The following is a 15,611-nucleotide window of genomic DNA, read 5'->3' on the forward strand; positions in this document are numbered from 1 at the left end:
GAGGTGCTGGAGAACACCGCCCCCGGGCGCGGCAACGAGATCCAGCTCACCGACGCGCTGCAGACCCTCGCCCAGCGCGAGGGCGAGGGCGGCGGGGTGTACGGGGTGGTCTTCAAGGGCCGTCGCTACGACACCGGCGACAAGCTCAGCTACCTCAAGGCCAACATCATCCTGGCCTCGGAGCGCGAGGACCTCGGGCCCGAGCTGTGCGAGTGGCTCAGGGAGTACACCCGGACCCTGCCGGTCGGCGCGCAGCACCTTGTCCCCGCGGGCGCGGTCGTATAGCTGTTCCACCGTTCGGGCGGTGCATGCAAGACCGGGGCTCGCCTTGCGCATCGAGCTCCTGCCGTGGGCACAGCCGGCGGCCGTGCCCACGGTAGTGCGTCCCGCTCAGGCGCCCACGTAGGCCGCGAGGTGCTCGCCCGTGAGGGTCGAGCGGGCGGCGACGAGCTCGGCGGGGGTGCCCTCGAAGACGATCCGGCCGCCGTCGTGGCCGGCGCCGGGGCCGAGGTCGATGATCCGGTCCGCGTGGGCCATGACCGCCTGGTGGTGCTCGATCACGATCACCGACTTGCCGGAGTCCACCAGCCGGTCGAGCAGGCCGAGCAGCTGCTGCACGTCGGCGAGGTGCAGACCCGTGGTCGGCTCGTCGAGGACGTAGACGCCGCCCTTCTTGCCCAGGTGGGTGGCCAGCTTGAGCCGCTGGCGCTCGCCGCCGGACAGCGTGGTGAGCGGCTGGCCGAGGCTGAGGTAGCCCAGTCCCACATCCGCCAACCGGTGCAGGATGGCGTGGGCGGCCGGGGTGCGGGCGTCGCCGGCGCCGAAGAACTCCTCGGCCTCCTCGACCGGCATGGCGAGCACGTCGGCGATGTTGCGCCCGCCAAGGGTGTACTCGAGGACCGCGGCCTGGAACCGCCGGCCCTCGCACTCCTCGCACGTGGTGGGCACCCCGGCCATCATCACCAGGTCGGTGTAGATCACGCCGGCGCCGTTGCAGGCCGGGCAGGCGCCCTCCGAGTTGGCGCTGAACAGCGCGGGCTTCACCCCGTTGGCCTTGGCGAAGGCCTTGCGGATCGGGTCCAGCAGGCCCGTGTAGGTGGCCGGGTTGCTGCGGCGGGAGCCGCGGATGGCGCCCTGGTCGATCGAGACCACGTCCTCCCGGCCGAGCACCGACCCGGTGATCAGTGAGCTCTTGCCGGAGCCGGCCACCCCGGTCAGCACGGTCAGCACGCCGAGCGGGATGTCGACGTCGACGGACCGCAGGTTGTGGGTGTCGGCGCCGCGCACCTCAAGGGCCCCGGTGGGGGTGCGCACGGTGGTCTTCAGGGCGGCGCGGTCGTCCAGGTGCCGCCCGGTGAGGGTGTCGCCGGCGCGCAGTCCGGCCACGGTGCCTTCGTAGCAGACGGTGCCGCCGGCGGTGCCGGCGCCGGGGCCGAGGTCGACCACGTGGTCGGCGATCGCGATGGTCTCCGGCTTGTGCTCCACGACCAGCACCGTGTTGCCCTTGTCCCGCAGCCGCAGCAGGAGCTGGTTCATCCGCTGGATGTCGTGGGGGTGCAGTCCGATGGTCGGCTCGTCGAAGACGTAGGTGACGTCGGTGAGCGAGGAGCCGAGGTGGCGGATCATCTTGGTGCGCTGGGACTCGCCGCCGGAGAGCGTGCCCGAGGAGCGGCTGAGCGAGAGGTAGCCGAGCCCGATCTCCACGAACGAGTCGAGGGTCTCGCCGAGTGCGGTGAGCAGCGGCGCCACGGACGGCTCGTCCAGGGCCCGCACCCACGCGGCGAGGTCGCTGATCTGCATCGCGCAGGCGTCGGCGATGCTGATGCCCCGGATCTTGGAGGAACGGGCGGCGGCGCTGAGCCGGGTGCCGCCGCACTCGGGGCACGCGGTGAAGGTCACGGCCCGCTCCACGAAGGCGCGGATGTGCGGCTGCAGCGCGGCCACGTCCTTGGACAGGAAGGACTTCTGCATCCGGGGGATCAGGCCCTCGTAGGTCAGGTTGATGTTGTCGACCTTGATCTTGGTCGGCTCCTTGTGGAGCAGGTCGTGGAGCTCGGTCTCGGTGTAGTCGCGGATCGGCTTGTCCGGGTCCAGGAACCCGGAGCCGCCGTAGATCCGGCCGTACCAGCCGTCCGCGCTGTAGCCGGGGATCGTGAGCGCCCCCTCGTTGAGGGACTTGGAGGCGTCGTAGAGCTGGGTCAGGTCGAAGTCGTTGACCTGACCCATGCCTTCGCAGCGCGGGCACATGCCGCCGGTGATGGAGAAGCTGCGCCGCTCCTTGACGGTCTTCCCGCCGCGCTCCATGGTCACCGCGCCCGCGCCGCTGATCGAGGCGACGTTGAAGGAGAACGCCTTCGCCGTGCCGATGTGGGGCTCGCCGAGCCGGCTGAAGAGGATCCGCAGCATCGCGTCCGCATCGGTGGCGGTGCCCACGGTGGAGCGGACGTTGGCGCCCATCCGCTCCTGGTCCACGATGATCGCGGTGGTGAGCCCGTCGAGGACGTCGACGTCGGGCCGGGCCTGGGTGGGCATGAAGCCCTGCACGAAGGTGCTGTAGGTCTCGTTGATCAGCCGCTGCGACTCCGCGGCGATCGTGCCGAACACCAGGGAGCTCTTGCCGGAGCCGGAGATGCCGGTGAACACGGTGAGCCGGCGCTTGGGGAGCTCCACGCTGATGTCCCGGAGGTTGTTCTCGCGCGCACCCTGGACGCGGATCAGGTCGTGGCTGTCGGCCACGTGCGGCGCGGGGGAGTGCGTGGAGGAGTGCGGGTTCTGGCTCGGGGGTGTGCTCATCGTGTCTCCGTCCCTGGGGGCGCCTGCGCCGGGATTCCCGACGACGCGGCCCGGTTCGATCCGACCGCCTCCGAGCTTACGTGCGGCCCGCCCGCCGCTCGAGGATTCGGCGCCGCCGAGAGCAGAGCCGCTCAGGGCGGAGCCGCGCACAGCAGAAACGGGTTCCGCCTAAGGGGGACCGGGTCCACGCTGGGCCCATGAACACCGCCACCGCACCACCCCGGACCCCGATCGACGACGAGCTCGCCTCCCGGCTGCTGGAGCAGCGCATCATCGTGCTGGGCGCCGAGCTGGACCAGGCCACCGGCAACCGGCTGTGCACGCAGCTGCTGCTGCTCTCCGCCCAGGACCCGCGGCGGGACATCTCCCTCTGGATCAACTCCCCGGGCGGCTCCGTCCCGGCCATGCTCGCGATCATGGACGTCATGCGGATCATCCCCAACGACGTGTCCACCCTGGCCATGGGCCTGGCCTGCAGCGCCGGGCAGTTCCTGCTCTCGGCCGGCACCCCGGGCAAGCGCAGCGCCCTGCCGCACGCCCGGATCCTGCTGCACCAGGGCTCGGCCGGGATCGGCGGCACCGCCGTGGACATCGCCATCCAGGCCGACGACCTGCGCCACACCCGGGACACCGTGCTCGGGCTCATCGCCGAGCACACCGGCCAGCCGCTCGAGCGGATCACGGCCGACTCCCAGCGGGACCGCTGGTTCACCGCCGAGGAGGCCCTCGCCTACGGCTTCGTGGACCGGGTCATCGCCGGGCTCGACGACGTCCGGCCCCGCTCCGCCACCACGGCCGCCGCGGGGGTGGAGTCGTGAGCAGCTACGCCGTGCCCTACGTCGTCGAACGCACGCCCAACGGCGAGCGCAGCATGGACGTCTTCAGCCGGCTGCTGGTGGAGCGCATCGTCTACCTCGGCACCGAGATCGACGACGGGGTCGCCAACGTCCTGATCGCCCAGCTGCTCTACCTGGACTCCTACGGCTCCGACCAGCCGATCGGCTTCTACATCAACTCCCCGGGCGGGTCCACCACGGCGATGCTCGCCGTCTACGACGCCATGCAGCACGTGGGCGCGCCCGTGGAGACCACCTGCGTGGGCCAGGCGGCCTCGGCCGCGGCGGTGCTCCTGGCGGCCGGCGCCCCAGGGCGACGCTCGGTGCTGCCCCACGCCCGGGTGGTGCTGCACCAGCCGGCCGCCCAGGGCCAGGGCACCATCCCGGACCTCATCCTCGAGGCCGAGGAGATCGCCCGCACCCGGGAGCAGCTGGAGCAGGTCCTCGCCCGGCACACCGGGCGCAGCCCGCAGCAGATCCGCGAGGACACCGACCGGGACCTCGTGCTCACCGCCGAGGAGGCGGTGGCCTACGGGGTGGCCGACCGGGTCGTGGTCCCGCGGGAGGTCCGGGCCCGGTGAGACGGGCGGGACCGGGGGAGAGCGCTCAGACGGCCAGGACCACGGGCCCGGCCAGGCAGACCGGCTCGCCCGGGACGGCACGGGCGGCCGGGGCGCTGTCGAGCAGCACCCCGGTGGTCCCCTCGGTGAGATCGACCAGGTTCAGTCCCAGGGCGCCGACCACCGCGGCGATGATTTCTGAGGAGGGGTCCTTCACCCCGCGCTCGATCTCGGAGAGGTACTGCGTGGAGACCCCGGAGACGCGGGCCACCTGCGCCAGCGTCAGACCCTGCGCCAGGCGGTGGCGACGCAGGAACATCCCCAGCACGGACCGCCACAGCGGGTCCACGGGCGCTCGCGGCGCGGCACGCTCCCTCGGCGCGGGTGACGGGAGGTAGGCCGGCGATGAAGCTGATGTGGAGCGGATCACGTCCTTCATGAGCCCATGCTAGGTCCGTGCGGGCGCCGACGGGCGGGTCGTCTGCTGTGAGCGGAGCACGGTGCCCTGTCCACGCCGCGGGCACGGTGGGATACTGGCCGCATGGATTCGCCGCAGGTGGGCGACCAGCTCCACGAGGGCACCGAGGCGCTCGAGCGGGCCGACTGGGCCGGCGCGCGCCTGGCCTTCGAGCACGTCCTGGACGGCGGCGGTTCTGCCGGTGAGTCGGTGGCCGCGGAGGGCCTGGGCCTCGCCCTGTGGTTCGAGGGCCGGATCGCCGAGGGGATCGCGTGGCGCGAACGTGCCGTCGCGGGGCTCGTGGCGCAGCACCGCTTCGACGACGCCGCCCGGGTGGCGGTCTGGGTGTCCGACCAGCACCTCATCGCCGGCCGCCCGTCTGCGGCACGGGGCTGGCTCGCCCGGGCCGAGCGGGCGGTCGAGGGCATCCCTACGGGCACCGGGCACGGCTGGGTGGCGGTCGGACGGGCCCAGCAGGCAGAGTCCGTCGAGGAACAGGCCGCGCAGGCGGAACGGGCGATGCGCATCGGCCGGGAGTCCGGCGCGGAGGACCTGGAGGTCTTCGCCCTGAGCCTGCTCGGTCAGGCGGAGCTGGCCGCGGGCCACCGGGAGCCGGGTCTGCGTCTGCTCGAGGAGGCCATGGTCGCCGCTACGGCCGGGCGGGTCCGCAACGTCCACACCCTGGGCGACACCTACTGCGCCCTGGTCACGGCCTGCGCCGAGGCGGAGGAGTGGGAGCGGGCCGTGGAGTGGTGCGAGCGCGTCGACGACTTCGCCCGGTCCCATCAGGCGGCGCCGCTGCTGGGGGTCTGCCGGACCGTGCACGCCGACGTGCTGATCGCCACGGGCAACTGGTCCGAGGCCGAGGAGGCCCTCGAGTCCGCCCTAGCCACCCACGCCCGGGCCATCCCGGAGCTCAGCGTCCCGGCCCTCGCCTCCCTGGCGGAGCTGCGGATCCACCAGGGCCGGCTGCGCGAGGCGAAGCAGCTGCTGTCCGGGCGGCAGGAGCACCCGTCGTCGTTGCGCGCGCTGGCCCTGCTCCACGTCGCCGAGGGGCGACCGCACGTGGCGGTCTCCCTGCTCGAGCGCGGGCTGTCCGGGACGGAGGGGCACGCGGTGCGTACCACGCAGCTGCTGGCCGCCCTCGTCGACGCCACCCTGGCGGCCGGGGATCTCGCGGCCGCTGAGGCTGCCACCGAGAGCCTGCACCGGATCGCCGGGGAGTCCGAGATGCGGCTCGGCTCGGCCCGCGCCGATCTCGCCGCGGCCCGGCTCGCCCTGGCCACCGGTGACCGGGACGCGGCCGCCGAGCACGCCCGGCGGGCGCTGCGCGCCTTCGGCGCCATGGCCATGCCGCTGGATGCGGCACTGGCCCGGCTCGACCTCGCCCGGGCGGTCATGGGCGGATCGCCCGACCTGGCGCGGGAGGAGGTGCTGGCCGCCCAGGGTGTCTTCCGTGACCTGGGGGCGTCCCGGGAGTTGGACGCCGCGGCCCGGCTCCTGCGTGAGCTCGGGGGCGGTACGGGTCCCCGGCCGCGGAACGGGGGAGAGCTGACCTCTCGCGAGCACGAGGTGCTGGACTTGGTCGCCCTGGGGATGTCCAACGCGCGGATCGCGAGAGCCCTGAGCATCAGCGAGAAGACCGCCGGGCACCACGTGAGCCGGATCCTCATGAAGCTCGGGGTGCACAACCGCGCGGAGGCGGCCGCGCACGCGGCGGGCAGAGGAACAGGACGGGGAAAAGCGTAGGCAAGGGATAGGGAACGAAGGGGGCATTCTCCCGATGTTCCGCCCGGTCGATCGGCGGATCCTGGGACGCACGGCACCGCTGGAGTCCACTCCGGCAGTAGACCTCGACCCGAGGCGCCCGTTCCCTCGACCAGGAGACCCCGTCATGAGCCAGACCATCAGCCCCCGGCCGCGGACCACGAGCTCAAGGCCAAGCACCGCGCCATCTGGGCCTCGGGCGACTACCCGACCATGGTGGAGACGTTCCTGCTCCCGCTGGGCCCGCGCCTGGTCGGGGCGGCCGGCGTCACCGCCGGCCAGCGCGTCCTCGACGTCGGCGCCGGCAACGGCAACGCCTCTCTCCCCGCGGCCGCCACGGGCGCCCGCGTCACCGCCGGCGACCTCACCCCCGAGCTGCTCGACGACGGCAGGCGGCGCGCCGCGGTCGCCGGACTCGACCTCGAGTGGGTCGAGGCCGACGCCGAGCACCTCCCGTTCGAGGACGCCTCCTACGACGTGGTGATGTCCTCGATCGGCGCCATGTTCGCCCCCCACCACCAGCAGACGGCCGACGAGCTGGTACGCGTGACCCGCCCCGGCGGGACCCTCGCGCTGCTGAGCTGGACGCCCGCTGGACTGGTGGGCGAGCTCTTCCGCACGATGAAGCCCTTCGCCCCGACCCCGCCGCCGGGCGTGCAGCCCCCGCCGCTGTGGGGGAGCGAGGAGCACCTGCGCGGGCTCTTCGGCGGACGGGTGCAGTTCCACCGCGTCCTCCGGGACGTCCTCGAGGTCACCGCGTTCGAGCGGGCCCGCGACTTCGGCGAGCACTTCAAGGCCAACTACGGCCCCACCATCGCCGTGCGGAAGAACGCGGAGCGCGAGGGCCGGGCCGCGGAGTTCGACGAGGCGCTCGACCAGCTCTGTGACGAGTGGAACCGGGGCACGCCCGAACGGGCGCGCTTCGAGATGGAGTACCTGGTGGCGGTCGGCACCCGGCCGTGACCTTGACCGGCAACCAATAGGTTGCCTAATCTGGTGGCGTGGACATCGTGTTTCAGGCCCTGGCCCATCCCGCGCGGCGGATCCTCCTCGAGGAGCTCGCCGCGCGGGACGACCAGAGCCTTTTCGAGCTCACCGTGCGGCTCATCAACGACCACGGCCTGGCCATGACCCGGCAGGCCGTGACCAAGCACCTGGCCGTGCTGCGCGAGGCCGGCCTGGTGACGTCCACCGTGCAGGGGCGCACCACGGTGCACCGCCTGGACACCTCCCCGCTCACCGACGCGCGGCAGTGGATGGACTCCCTGCCGCCCCCGCCGAAGGACACGCCGTGATCATCACCTACGCCTCCGTCTTCGTGGACGACCAGCAGAAGGCCCTGGAGTTCTATACCGACAAGCTCGGCTTCCAGCTCAAGGTCGACGTGCCGACCGGCCCCTACCGGTGGCTGACCGTCGTCTCGCCGCAGGCCCCGGACGGCGTTCAGCTGCTGCTCGAGCCCTCCGAGCACCCGGCCGTCCACCCGTTCAAGGACGCCCTGGTGGCCGACGGCATCCCGTTCAACAGCTTCGGGGTGGAGGACGTGCGGGCCGAGTACGAGCGGCTCACCGCCCTGGGGGTGCGCTTCGTGCAGCAACCGACCGCGATGGGCCCGGTCACCACCGCGGTGCTCGACGACACCTGCGGCAACCTGATCCAGATCGCGCACCTGAACGACCCGGAGGCGCATGCCGTGTAGTGAGTGGACCGTTGGCTGATATTCACAACGCACATGGGTGGCCGACCCTTGGTTGCCAATAGTTAAATCACTTCGCCCGAAATGCGGCGACGGCTGGTGGCCTGTCGGGTGTCGGTATCGGCGGTTCGTCTGCAATCGAGTAGCAGCAGTACCGTAATAGCCGTATTGACTTCCTCCCCACCCTGGCGGGTGCGGATTCCTACGCGGCCGCTAGTGTGCGGTCCGTTCGGTGGGTTCCTGCTTCGCCGGGGTTTGCGCACGCGAGCGTACGTCTGACATCCCCTCCACAGGCGTTTAGGGTCTCCGCCAGCCCGGCGGCGACCATGATATTCACGGCAGCGTTGTAGTCTCGATCCAGTCGCGCGCCGCACGCTTCACACGTCCAAATCCGAATGTGTAAAGGCTTGATGCCGTCCTTTACTCCACACACGGAACATACCTGGCTGGTGGGCTCCCATCGATCGACTCGTACCACGGTGCGCCCGTGCGCGATGGCTTTTTCTTCAACAAGCCGCTGGAGTGTGCCCCATCCGGCGTCGTGAATAGACTTGCCCATCCGTGTCCGAACCAGAGCGACAATGCTCAATGTCTCCAGGGCGACCGTTTGGTTCTCACGGACGAGTCGGAGAGCGAGCTTGTGGTGGTGATCCAGTCTTGTCTCGCGCACCTTCCGGTGCAGCACGGCAACTCGATGGCGGGCTTTTTCTCGATTGTGGGATCCTTTCTGTTTGCGGCATAGGGCGCGTTGGGCCTGAGCGAGTCGCCGTTCCTTTAACCGGAGCCACTTCGGGTTCCCGACCTTTTCCCGCGAGCCGTCCGAGCAGGTGATGGCGGCGAGGTCAGTGAGACCGACGTCGACTCCTGCAACTCTTTCGTTTGGGGTCAGAGGTGCGGAACGTGGCGTTTGCACCACGAATGAAAGGAAGTACCGGCCATCGGCCTCCAGGATGACCGTCACCGATGATGGGGCTGAGGGCAAAGGGCGAGAAGAAGCGAACCGAACTCGCCCGACCTTCTGCAAGTTGATGTGACCGACTCCGTCGGACGATTGCTGCAGTTTCAAGAGAGCGTTCCCAGTGAAGCGGGCAGATTGTTTGCCACGCCTGGTCTTGAACCTTGGAGCCCCGACCTTTTTGTTTTTCTGCTTCTTGGCGAGCGCGGCGAAGTAATTCCGATAGGCCTTGTCTGCATCCCGGAGAGACTGCTGGAGCGCAACGCTGGACACCTCCGCCAGCCACGCTCGTTGCGGAGTGCGTTTCGCCTCCGTAAGCAGCCGCCTTGAAAGCTCTCCAGCGGTGGGAAATTGTTCACCGTTGCGCCAGGCGGTCTTACGGGCCGCAATCACGTCGTTGTAGACGACTCGGGTGCAACCGAATACCCGGGCAAGGCGTTTGACCTGGTCCCCAGTGGGATAAGCGCGGTATCTGTAACGCTTGAACACACTCAAACCATAGGCAGGGCCTCAGACATCTTTAATGCTGTATCGATAGCCCGGAGGACGCCTGAAGCTGCCGACGGGCTGAGCGTGCCCTACCGATGACCCACCGTCCCGATGACCGCCCGTCATCTCACCGCGAACTGAGGAGGGGCGCCGCTACTGCTCAGGCTTTCGGACTACCCGGGCGCTCCCCCGTTCACAGGAGCACTGATGGACGACAGCACCCAGTTCAACTGTTTCGGCGTGGAGGACATACAGGCTTGGCGCGAGCGTCGAACCGCCGTGGGCGTGCGCTTCGTGCAGGAGCCGACCGAGACGGACCCGGTCACCACCGCGGTGCTCGACGACACCTGCGGCAACCTGATCCAGATCGCCCACCTGAACGACCCGGCGGCGGCCGAACAGTAGGTGCGGCGCAGTCCGCAAAACGACGAAGGGGCGCCTCACGCAGGAGGCGTCCCTTCGTCGTTCGAGCCGGCGTTCGGCCCGGGTCAGTGCCCCGTCGACGTGGACCCGGTGGACGAACCGGACCGGCCCCAGGCCTCGAGCCCGAAGGTTTCGTGCTCGGCAGAGCCCGGGACATCCGGCTGATCGGCGTTCGTCGGCGCGGGTGCCGCATCCTCCGCCGACGGCGCCGTGGGCTCCTGCTGCGCCCGCGGCGCCGTGGCGGGCGGCTGGGCCCCGGCGGGCTCCGGTCGCAGCTCGGTGCCCCACGGCTGGTGCTTGCCGACCGGAGCGGGAACCGGCTGGGCGCCGGTTCCCGGCGCCGCCTTCTCGTCCGAGTTCGCGTAATAGGATTTGCCATAGTATCCGTAATAGCCGGCGTCCGCACCGGTGGTGGGCACGCGGTTGAGCACCACGCCCAGCACGTTGCCGCGGACCTGGTGCAGGTTCTCCAGGGCCTTGCCCAGCTCGTCCGTGGTGGTCCGCTGCGCGGTGGCCACGATCAGCGCGCCGTCGGCGGAGGCCGTGAGGAGCGCGGCGTCGGTGACCGGCAGCAGCGGGGGAGCGTCCACCAGGACCAGGGCGTCCTCGGCGAGGGTCTCGAGCATGGTGTGCATGGCTTTCGAGGACAGCAGCTCCGTGGGGTTCGGCGCGGTCTTCCCGGCGCCGAGCACCTGCAGGTTCGGGAACGTGTCGTAGGTCTGGAGGACCTCCTCCACCTGCACCTGCCCGGTCAGCACATCGGTGACGCCCACGCCGGCCACGAGCCCAAAGAGATCGGTGATCACCGGGCGGCGGAGGTCGCCGTCCACGACGACGACGTTGCGCCCCGTCGAGGCGATGGCCACCGCCAGGTTGGCCGTGATCGAGGACTTGCCCTCACCCGGCAGGGACGAGGTCACCACGATCATCTTCGGCGGGTTGTCCACGGAGACGAAGCTGAGGTTGGTGCGCAGCTCGCGCAGGGCCTCGGCGAACTCGTGGTGCCCGCGCCCGGCGGAGATGCCGGTCTCGACGATCGCGCGGTGGTCGGACAGCCGGTCGTCGGTGGGGATGACACCGAGGACGGAGACGCCGAAGCCGTCGCGGATCTCCTCGACCGACTTGATGCGGCGGTCCATCTTGTACCGGGCGAAGGCGTAGAGCAGACCCAGGCCGAGACCGCCCACGAAGCCGAGCGCCAGGTTGAGCTTGAGGTTCGGCGAGGAGGGCGCCAAGGGCAGAGAGGCGTTGCTGAGCGGCTGGACGGCCACGCGGTTGATCGCGTCATCGTCGCCCTGGCTCTCGAGCTCCTGCACCTGACCGGCCAGCGCCACGACCCAGGCGTTGGCCAGGTCGGCCGCCTCCGTCGGGTCCTCGGCGTCGGCGGTGATGCGCAGCTCCGGGGTGTCCACGGGGACGTCCGTGGTGATGCGCGGCAGCACCTCCTCCGGCGTGGCGTCGAGATCGAGCTCGTCGATCACCGACTCTGCGACCGGCCGGGACGTGGCCAAGGACTCGTAGGAGACGGCCTTGGACTGCGCCAGGTTGTTGCCGGCCAGCGCGCTGGCCAGGTCCTGCTCACCGGTGGCGACGACCAGGCCGGACGCGGTGGCCGAGTAGATCTTCGGCTGGATGAGGGTCCAGCCGAGCGCCAGCAGGGTGCACAGCAACGTGATCAGCGTGATCGCACGCCAGTGCGTGCGCACGAGCCGGAGGAGGTCCTGTGCATCGAGAGCGGGGGCTTCCCGCTCTGCGTCAAGGTGCTCCATGGTTCTCCTCGGGATCGGCTCGGGGGTGGGGGGATGGGTGGAAGTCACTCGCGGATGCCGTCCTGGTGCTCGCGGTACCAGTCGACGGTGGACCGGAGACCCTCCTGCAGGGGAATGCGGGCGGTCCAGCCTGCTGCGGCCAGTTTGGAGACGTCCATGAGCTTGCGGGGGGTGCCGTCGGGCTTGGTGGTGTCCCACTCGATCCGACCCTCGTAGCCCACGGCCTCGGCGACGAGTCCGGCGAGTTCCTTGATGGTGAGGTCGGTGCCGGTGCCCACGTTGACGTGCTCGGTCCCGTCGTAGTGCTCGAGCAGGTGCAGGCAGGCCTCTGCCATGTCGTCGACGTGCAGGAACTCCCGCAGCGGGGACCCGGTGCCCCAGTTGGTCACCGACTCGGCTCCGGCCAGGCGTGCTTCTTCGTAGCGGCGGATCATGGCGGGAAGGACGTGGGAGCCGGTGGGGGAGAAGTTGTCCCCGGGTCCGTAGAGGTTGGTGGGCATCGCGGAGATCCAGGGCAGCCCGTACTGGCGCCGGACGGCCTGGATCTGCAGGATCCCGGCGATCTTGGCGATTGCGTAGGCGTCGTTGGTGGGCTCCAGGTGCCCGGTGAGCAGGTATTCCTCCTTCAGCGGCTGGTTGGCCAGCTTCGGATAGATGCAGGAGGACCCCAGGAACAGGACCCGCTCCACCCCGTGCTCGAGGGCGGCGTCGAGGACGTTGACCTGGATCCGCAGGTTCTCCGAGAGGAAGTCGACCGGGTAGGTGTTGTTGGCCAGGATCCCGCCGACCTTCGCCGCGGCCAGCACCACGTAGCGGGGCTTCGTTTTGGCGAAGAACGCGAACACCGCGTCACGGTCCTTCAGGTCCAGCTCGGCGGAGGTGCGGCCGATGAGGTCGATGAAGCCCTCGGCCTGGAGCCTGCGCCAGATGGCGGAGCCGACCAGGCCTCGGTGGCCGGCCACGTAGAACGGGGCGGTGCGATCCAGCGGGCCCGGGACGAATCCGGTGGTGGTATCGGCGGGGGCCGTGGTGGTGGGTGTCTGTGTCATGGGGGCTTTTCCTGTCGCTTCCCGGGTCATTTGGTCCAGGAGGCGAGGTCGACGGTGTCGATCCAGGCGTCGTTGGCGAGCAGGGCGATGTCGGCGTCGACCATGAGCTTGGCGAGTTCGGGGGCTTTGACGGTGGCTTCCCAGCCGAGCTTGTCCTTGGCCTTGGCGGGGTCGCCGATGAGGGCGTCGACCTCGGTGGGGCGCAGGTAGCGCTCGTCGAACTCGACGTGCTCGCGCCAGTCGAGGCCGACGTGGTCGAAGGAGATCTCCAGGAACTCCCGGACCGTGGTCGGGTGCCCGGTGGCCAGGACGAAGTCCTCGGGCTCGTCGGCCTGAAGCATCCGCCACATGCCCTCGACGTACTCGGCGGCATAGCCCCAGTCGCGGATGGCCTGGAGGTTGCCCATGTAGAGCTTCTCCTGGGTGCCGGCCTTGATCGCGGCCACGGCCCGGGTGATCTTCCTCGTCACGAAGGTCTCGCCGCGGCGGGGGGACTCGTGGTTGAAGAGGATCCCGTTGACGGCGTACATGTCGTAGGCCTCGCGGTAGTTCTTGGTGATCCAGTACGAGTAGATCTTCGCCGCCCCATACGGGGAACGGGGGTAGAACGGGGTGTCCTCGTGCTGCGGGGGCGGGGTGGCCCCGTACAGCTCGGAGGTGGAGGCCTGGTAATACCGGGCGTCGACGTTGGCCAGGCGCATGGCCTCGAGCAGGCGCACGGTGCCCAGCCCGGTGGTGTCCCCGGTGTGCTCGGGCTCCTCGAAGGAGACCTTCACGTGGGACTGTGCGGCGAGGTTGTAAACCTCGTCGGGCTGGATCTGCGCCATCAGGGTGACCAGTCGGGAGCCGTCGGAGAGGTCGCCGTAGTGCAGGAACAGCTTGGCGTCGGTCTCGTGCGGGTCCGAGTAGAGGTGGTCGATGCGGTGGGTGTTGAACGTGGAGGCGCGGCGGATCAGCCCGTGCACCTCGTAGCCCTTGGCGAGCAGCAGCTCCGCCAGGTAGGAGCCGTCCTGACCGGTGATCCCGGTGATGAAAGCCGTCTTGGGGGTGGCGTGCATGATCGTCCTTCGGGGGATAGGAGACGCAGGAGTAGGGATGCGGGGACATCCCCACTCATGATAGTGAACACAACCTAAGGTGTAGCGCTGCTAGGCGCGTGTTACACCAAAGACTCTGACCGAGTTGCGCCCAATCGCTCAGCTTCTCGCAAGAAGCACACACGACTCGACACAACAACTGACGGCCGCCATCGACTAGAAACATCGTCGTGGGCCGTAATCCACAGTGAACGGGCTAAGGGTCGCTAAAGTGCGTCCCTTTAAAAGTCCTAACCGAATTATATCCGTTGTTATGCCATGAGCCCGTATCGCTTTGCGATAGCCACGGGCTCCCATGAACGCCAAGTGATTGCAACGACAAACAAAGCCGTGACACTCATCGCTGCGAGCAGCCAACCAGCCCACACGCCTCCATCGAGCCAAACGGAGATAACTTTCTCAAAGCTGGCGACAGTCAGCCAAAGAAATGATGCTCCAGCTAGCAAACGGACCGCATGATATTTGACATATTTTGCGTCGATTACACCTGCGCGACTCAAAAGCACTAAGTACCAAAGAATTTTCGAAACAGCGACTATTATTGCTGCGGCTAGAATTGGAATAACGCTCTCCATGATTACTCCTAACCACACACCAGGAATAACGCAAATCGTATGAACTAACTGGGCACCCCAGATCCAACGAAAATGACCCAGTGATTCGACGGCCGCGCTGATAATAGCCGCAATCATGGTGAAACCAGCAGCAAATGCTAAGTAAGGCACAAAACCTTCAGCCACGTCCCACCCTGCCCCAAAAAGAAAAAACATCAACTGTGGGACTACAAAAACAATGGAAACTGATAAAACTGCAGCTATCCATGCGACAAAAGCGAAAAGATCAGGCCACATTTTACGTGATCGTTGACTCGAATGGCGGTCATGCCTGAATTCGGGATATAAAACTTGGGTGATAATTGTTTGGGCTTGTTGCATGGGAATTGTCGAAACCACATCCGCACGGTTCCACTGACCCAGTAATGCTGGGCCTAGAAATGCGGACACTGACCAAGGGCCTAAGTTAATATTGAAATAGGTGTAGAGCCTGACCAAAGTTAACTTTCCACTAAAACCCATTTCGCTCAAAGCATCACGGAAACGAGGATGCGCGAGTACAAACGGCCTGTTGGCGAACATGGTGATCACGCAAACTAGCCACTGACTGACCACGACCGACACAACAAGGCTGGCAGCCGATCTATTGCTGTAGACAACCCATGAACCTATTGCCATACCGGCTACATTGCATGCAAGCGTAGTTAAGGACAAGAAGCGAAATCTGCCCTGTCGCCGCAATAGGGCCGCTGCGATGCCTATACCCGGTGCAACAACCGCCCCAACTGCAATGAGTCGCGTGGGAGCAATCGAGCTTGGCGATGCCCATATAGTCGACCACATAGGCGCGACTAACCACAATAAGGTCGCTGATAGGATTCCGAGCACCAGTCCAAATATCCAGAGTGCAGATACTACGCTACGTTCGAGCGTAAGCATCCGCCCAATAGACTGTCCTACTCCTCCAGTAGCAAGAAGAGTCGCAAGTGCGCCAGCAGATAAGGCAACTGTATACGCCCCGAAGCCGCTTTCATCGACCATGCGCGTGGTCACGGCCGCATATAGGAATTGAATGACGACCGTGCTAAGTTGCGCACCATAAATCCAAGCCGCTCCGCCGACAAGTTTACTGCCCGTTTTCACAGTATTTTGCCTTTACGTGGTTA

General features: G+C 67.9%; 14 protein-coding genes and 1 pseudogene. 8 read left to right on the forward strand and 7 right to left on the reverse strand.

All coding sequences use genetic code 11. The features are described from left to right. Window positions 1–285 (forward strand): annotated as a pseudogene (locus CK505_RS13610) (hypothetical protein); the annotation flags it as partial. Window positions 286–390: 105 nt separating this feature from the next. On the opposite strand, the gene CK505_RS13615 reads toward CK505_RS13610, so the two are convergent. Continuing rightward, a complete protein-coding gene (locus CK505_RS13615) occupies window positions 391–2,793 on the reverse strand; it encodes an excinuclease ABC subunit UvrA (RefSeq protein WP_095651410.1) in 2,403 nt (800 codons plus the stop codon). A gap of 197 nt (window positions 2,794–2,990) precedes the next feature. On the opposite strand from CK505_RS13615, the gene CK505_RS13620 reads away from it, so the two are divergent. Both CK505_RS13620 and CK505_RS13625 read left to right on the forward strand, forming a co-directional pair. Next, complete coding sequence (locus tag CK505_RS13620; RefSeq protein WP_095651411.1) at window positions 2,991–3,611, forward strand: ClpP family protease; 621 nt, start codon at window positions 2,991–2,993, stop codon at window positions 3,609–3,611. Beyond that, entirely contained in the window at window positions 3,608–4,210 is a 603-nt protein-coding gene (locus CK505_RS13625; protein ID WP_095651412.1) for a ClpP family protease, read from the forward strand. Before CK505_RS13620 ends, CK505_RS13625 begins: the two co-directional genes overlap by 4 nt. Before the next feature lie 25 nt (window positions 4,211–4,235). Here CK505_RS13625 and CK505_RS13630 read toward each other — a convergent pair whose 3' ends face one another. Further along, a complete protein-coding gene (locus tag CK505_RS13630; RefSeq protein WP_255250962.1) occupies window positions 4,236–4,628 on the reverse strand; it encodes a helix-turn-helix transcriptional regulator in 393 nt (130 codons plus the stop codon). Window positions 4,629–4,730: 102 nt separating this feature from the next. Between CK505_RS13630 and CK505_RS13635 the strand changes: the two genes are divergently transcribed. The 4 genes from CK505_RS13635 (at window position 4,731) to CK505_RS13650 (ending at window position 8,112) form a co-directional block, all read left to right on the forward strand. Then, on the forward strand, window positions 4,731–6,395 hold the full coding sequence (locus tag CK505_RS13635; RefSeq protein WP_255250963.1) for a LuxR C-terminal-related transcriptional regulator: 1,665 nt from the start codon (window positions 4,731–4,733) through the stop codon (window positions 6,393–6,395). 231 nt (window positions 6,396–6,626) lie between these two features. Further along, window positions 6,627–7,376: a class I SAM-dependent methyltransferase gene (locus CK505_RS13640; protein ID WP_095651414.1), complete on the forward strand. Its 750-nt coding sequence runs from the start codon at window positions 6,627–6,629 to the stop codon at window positions 7,374–7,376. A 38-nt stretch (window positions 7,377–7,414) separates the two neighbouring features. Further along, entirely contained in the window at window positions 7,415–7,708 is a 294-nt protein-coding gene (locus tag CK505_RS13645; protein WP_095651415.1) for a helix-turn-helix transcriptional regulator, read from the forward strand. Continuing rightward, window positions 7,705–8,112 carry a VOC family protein gene (locus tag CK505_RS13650; RefSeq protein ID WP_095651416.1) on the forward strand — a complete coding sequence of 136 codons (408 nt, stop codon included), beginning with the start codon at window positions 7,705–7,707 and terminating at the stop codon, window positions 8,110–8,112. Before CK505_RS13645 ends, CK505_RS13650 begins: the two co-directional genes overlap by 4 nt. A gap of 199 nt (window positions 8,113–8,311) precedes the next feature. Here the strand turns inward: CK505_RS13650 and CK505_RS13655 are convergent, their stop codons facing one another. Beyond that, window positions 8,312–9,553, reverse strand: coding sequence for an RNA-guided endonuclease TnpB family protein (locus CK505_RS13655; protein ID WP_095651417.1), 1,242 nt, complete (start codon window positions 9,551–9,553; stop codon window positions 8,312–8,314). 156 nt (window positions 9,554–9,709) lie between these two features. On the opposite strand from CK505_RS13655, the gene CK505_RS19020 reads away from it, so the two are divergent. Next, a complete protein-coding gene (locus tag CK505_RS19020) occupies window positions 9,710–9,958 on the forward strand; it encodes a VOC family protein (protein ID WP_336650593.1) in 249 nt (82 codons plus the stop codon). Window positions 9,959–10,041: 83 nt separating this feature from the next. Here the strand turns inward: CK505_RS19020 and CK505_RS13665 are convergent, their stop codons facing one another. From CK505_RS13665 to CK505_RS13680, 4 genes are all read right to left on the reverse strand, one after another. Further along, on the reverse strand, window positions 10,042–11,745 hold the full coding sequence (locus tag CK505_RS13665) for a polysaccharide biosynthesis tyrosine autokinase (RefSeq protein WP_095651418.1): 1,704 nt from the start codon (window positions 11,743–11,745) through the stop codon (window positions 10,042–10,044). Window positions 11,746–11,789: 44 nt separating this feature from the next. Then, on the reverse strand, window positions 11,790–12,794 hold the full coding sequence (locus CK505_RS13670) for a GDP-L-fucose synthase (RefSeq protein ID WP_095651419.1): 1,005 nt from the start codon (window positions 12,792–12,794) through the stop codon (window positions 11,790–11,792). A 26-nt stretch (window positions 12,795–12,820) separates the two neighbouring features. Further along, a complete protein-coding gene (gene gmd / locus CK505_RS13675) occupies window positions 12,821–13,852 on the reverse strand; it encodes a GDP-mannose 4,6-dehydratase (RefSeq protein ID WP_095651420.1) in 1,032 nt (343 codons plus the stop codon). A gap of 290 nt (window positions 13,853–14,142) precedes the next feature. After that, window positions 14,143–15,588, reverse strand: a complete 1,446-nt coding sequence (locus CK505_RS13680) for an oligosaccharide flippase family protein (RefSeq protein ID WP_095651421.1) — start codon at window positions 15,586–15,588, stop codon at window positions 14,143–14,145. Window positions 15,589–15,611: the final 23 nt, after the last annotated feature.

The organism is Kocuria sp. WN036, assembly GCF_002287015.1.
GTDB classification, from domain to species: domain Bacteria; phylum Actinomycetota; class Actinomycetes; order Actinomycetales; family Micrococcaceae; genus Kocuria; species Kocuria rosea.

Excerpts from the sequence above, each read along its gene's own strand:
- CK505_RS13615 (WP_095651410.1), bottom strand. The coding sequence starts at position 2,793 with ATGAGCACACCCCCGAGCCAGAACCCGCACTCCTCCACGCACTCCCCC.
- CK505_RS13620 (WP_095651411.1), top strand. The coding sequence starts at position 2,991 with ATGAACACCGCCACCGCACCACCCCGGACCCCGATCGACGACGAGCTC.
- CK505_RS13630 (WP_255250962.1), bottom strand. The coding sequence starts at position 4,628 with ATGAAGGACGTGATCCGCTCCACATCAGCTTCATCGCCGGCCTACCTC.
- CK505_RS13635 (WP_255250963.1), top strand. The coding sequence starts at position 4,731 with ATGGATTCGCCGCAGGTGGGCGACCAGCTCCACGAGGGCACCGAGGCG.
- CK505_RS13640 (WP_095651414.1), top strand. The coding sequence starts at position 6,627 with ATGGTGGAGACGTTCCTGCTCCCGCTGGGCCCGCGCCTGGTCGGGGCG.
- CK505_RS13665 (WP_095651418.1), bottom strand. The coding sequence starts at position 11,745 with ATGGAGCACCTTGACGCAGAGCGGGAAGCCCCCGCTCTCGATGCACAG.
- CK505_RS13670 (WP_095651419.1), bottom strand. The coding sequence starts at position 12,794 with ATGACACAGACACCCACCACCACGGCCCCCGCCGATACCACCACCGGA.
- gmd (WP_095651420.1), bottom strand. The coding sequence starts at position 13,852 with ATGCACGCCACCCCCAAGACGGCTTTCATCACCGGGATCACCGGTCAG.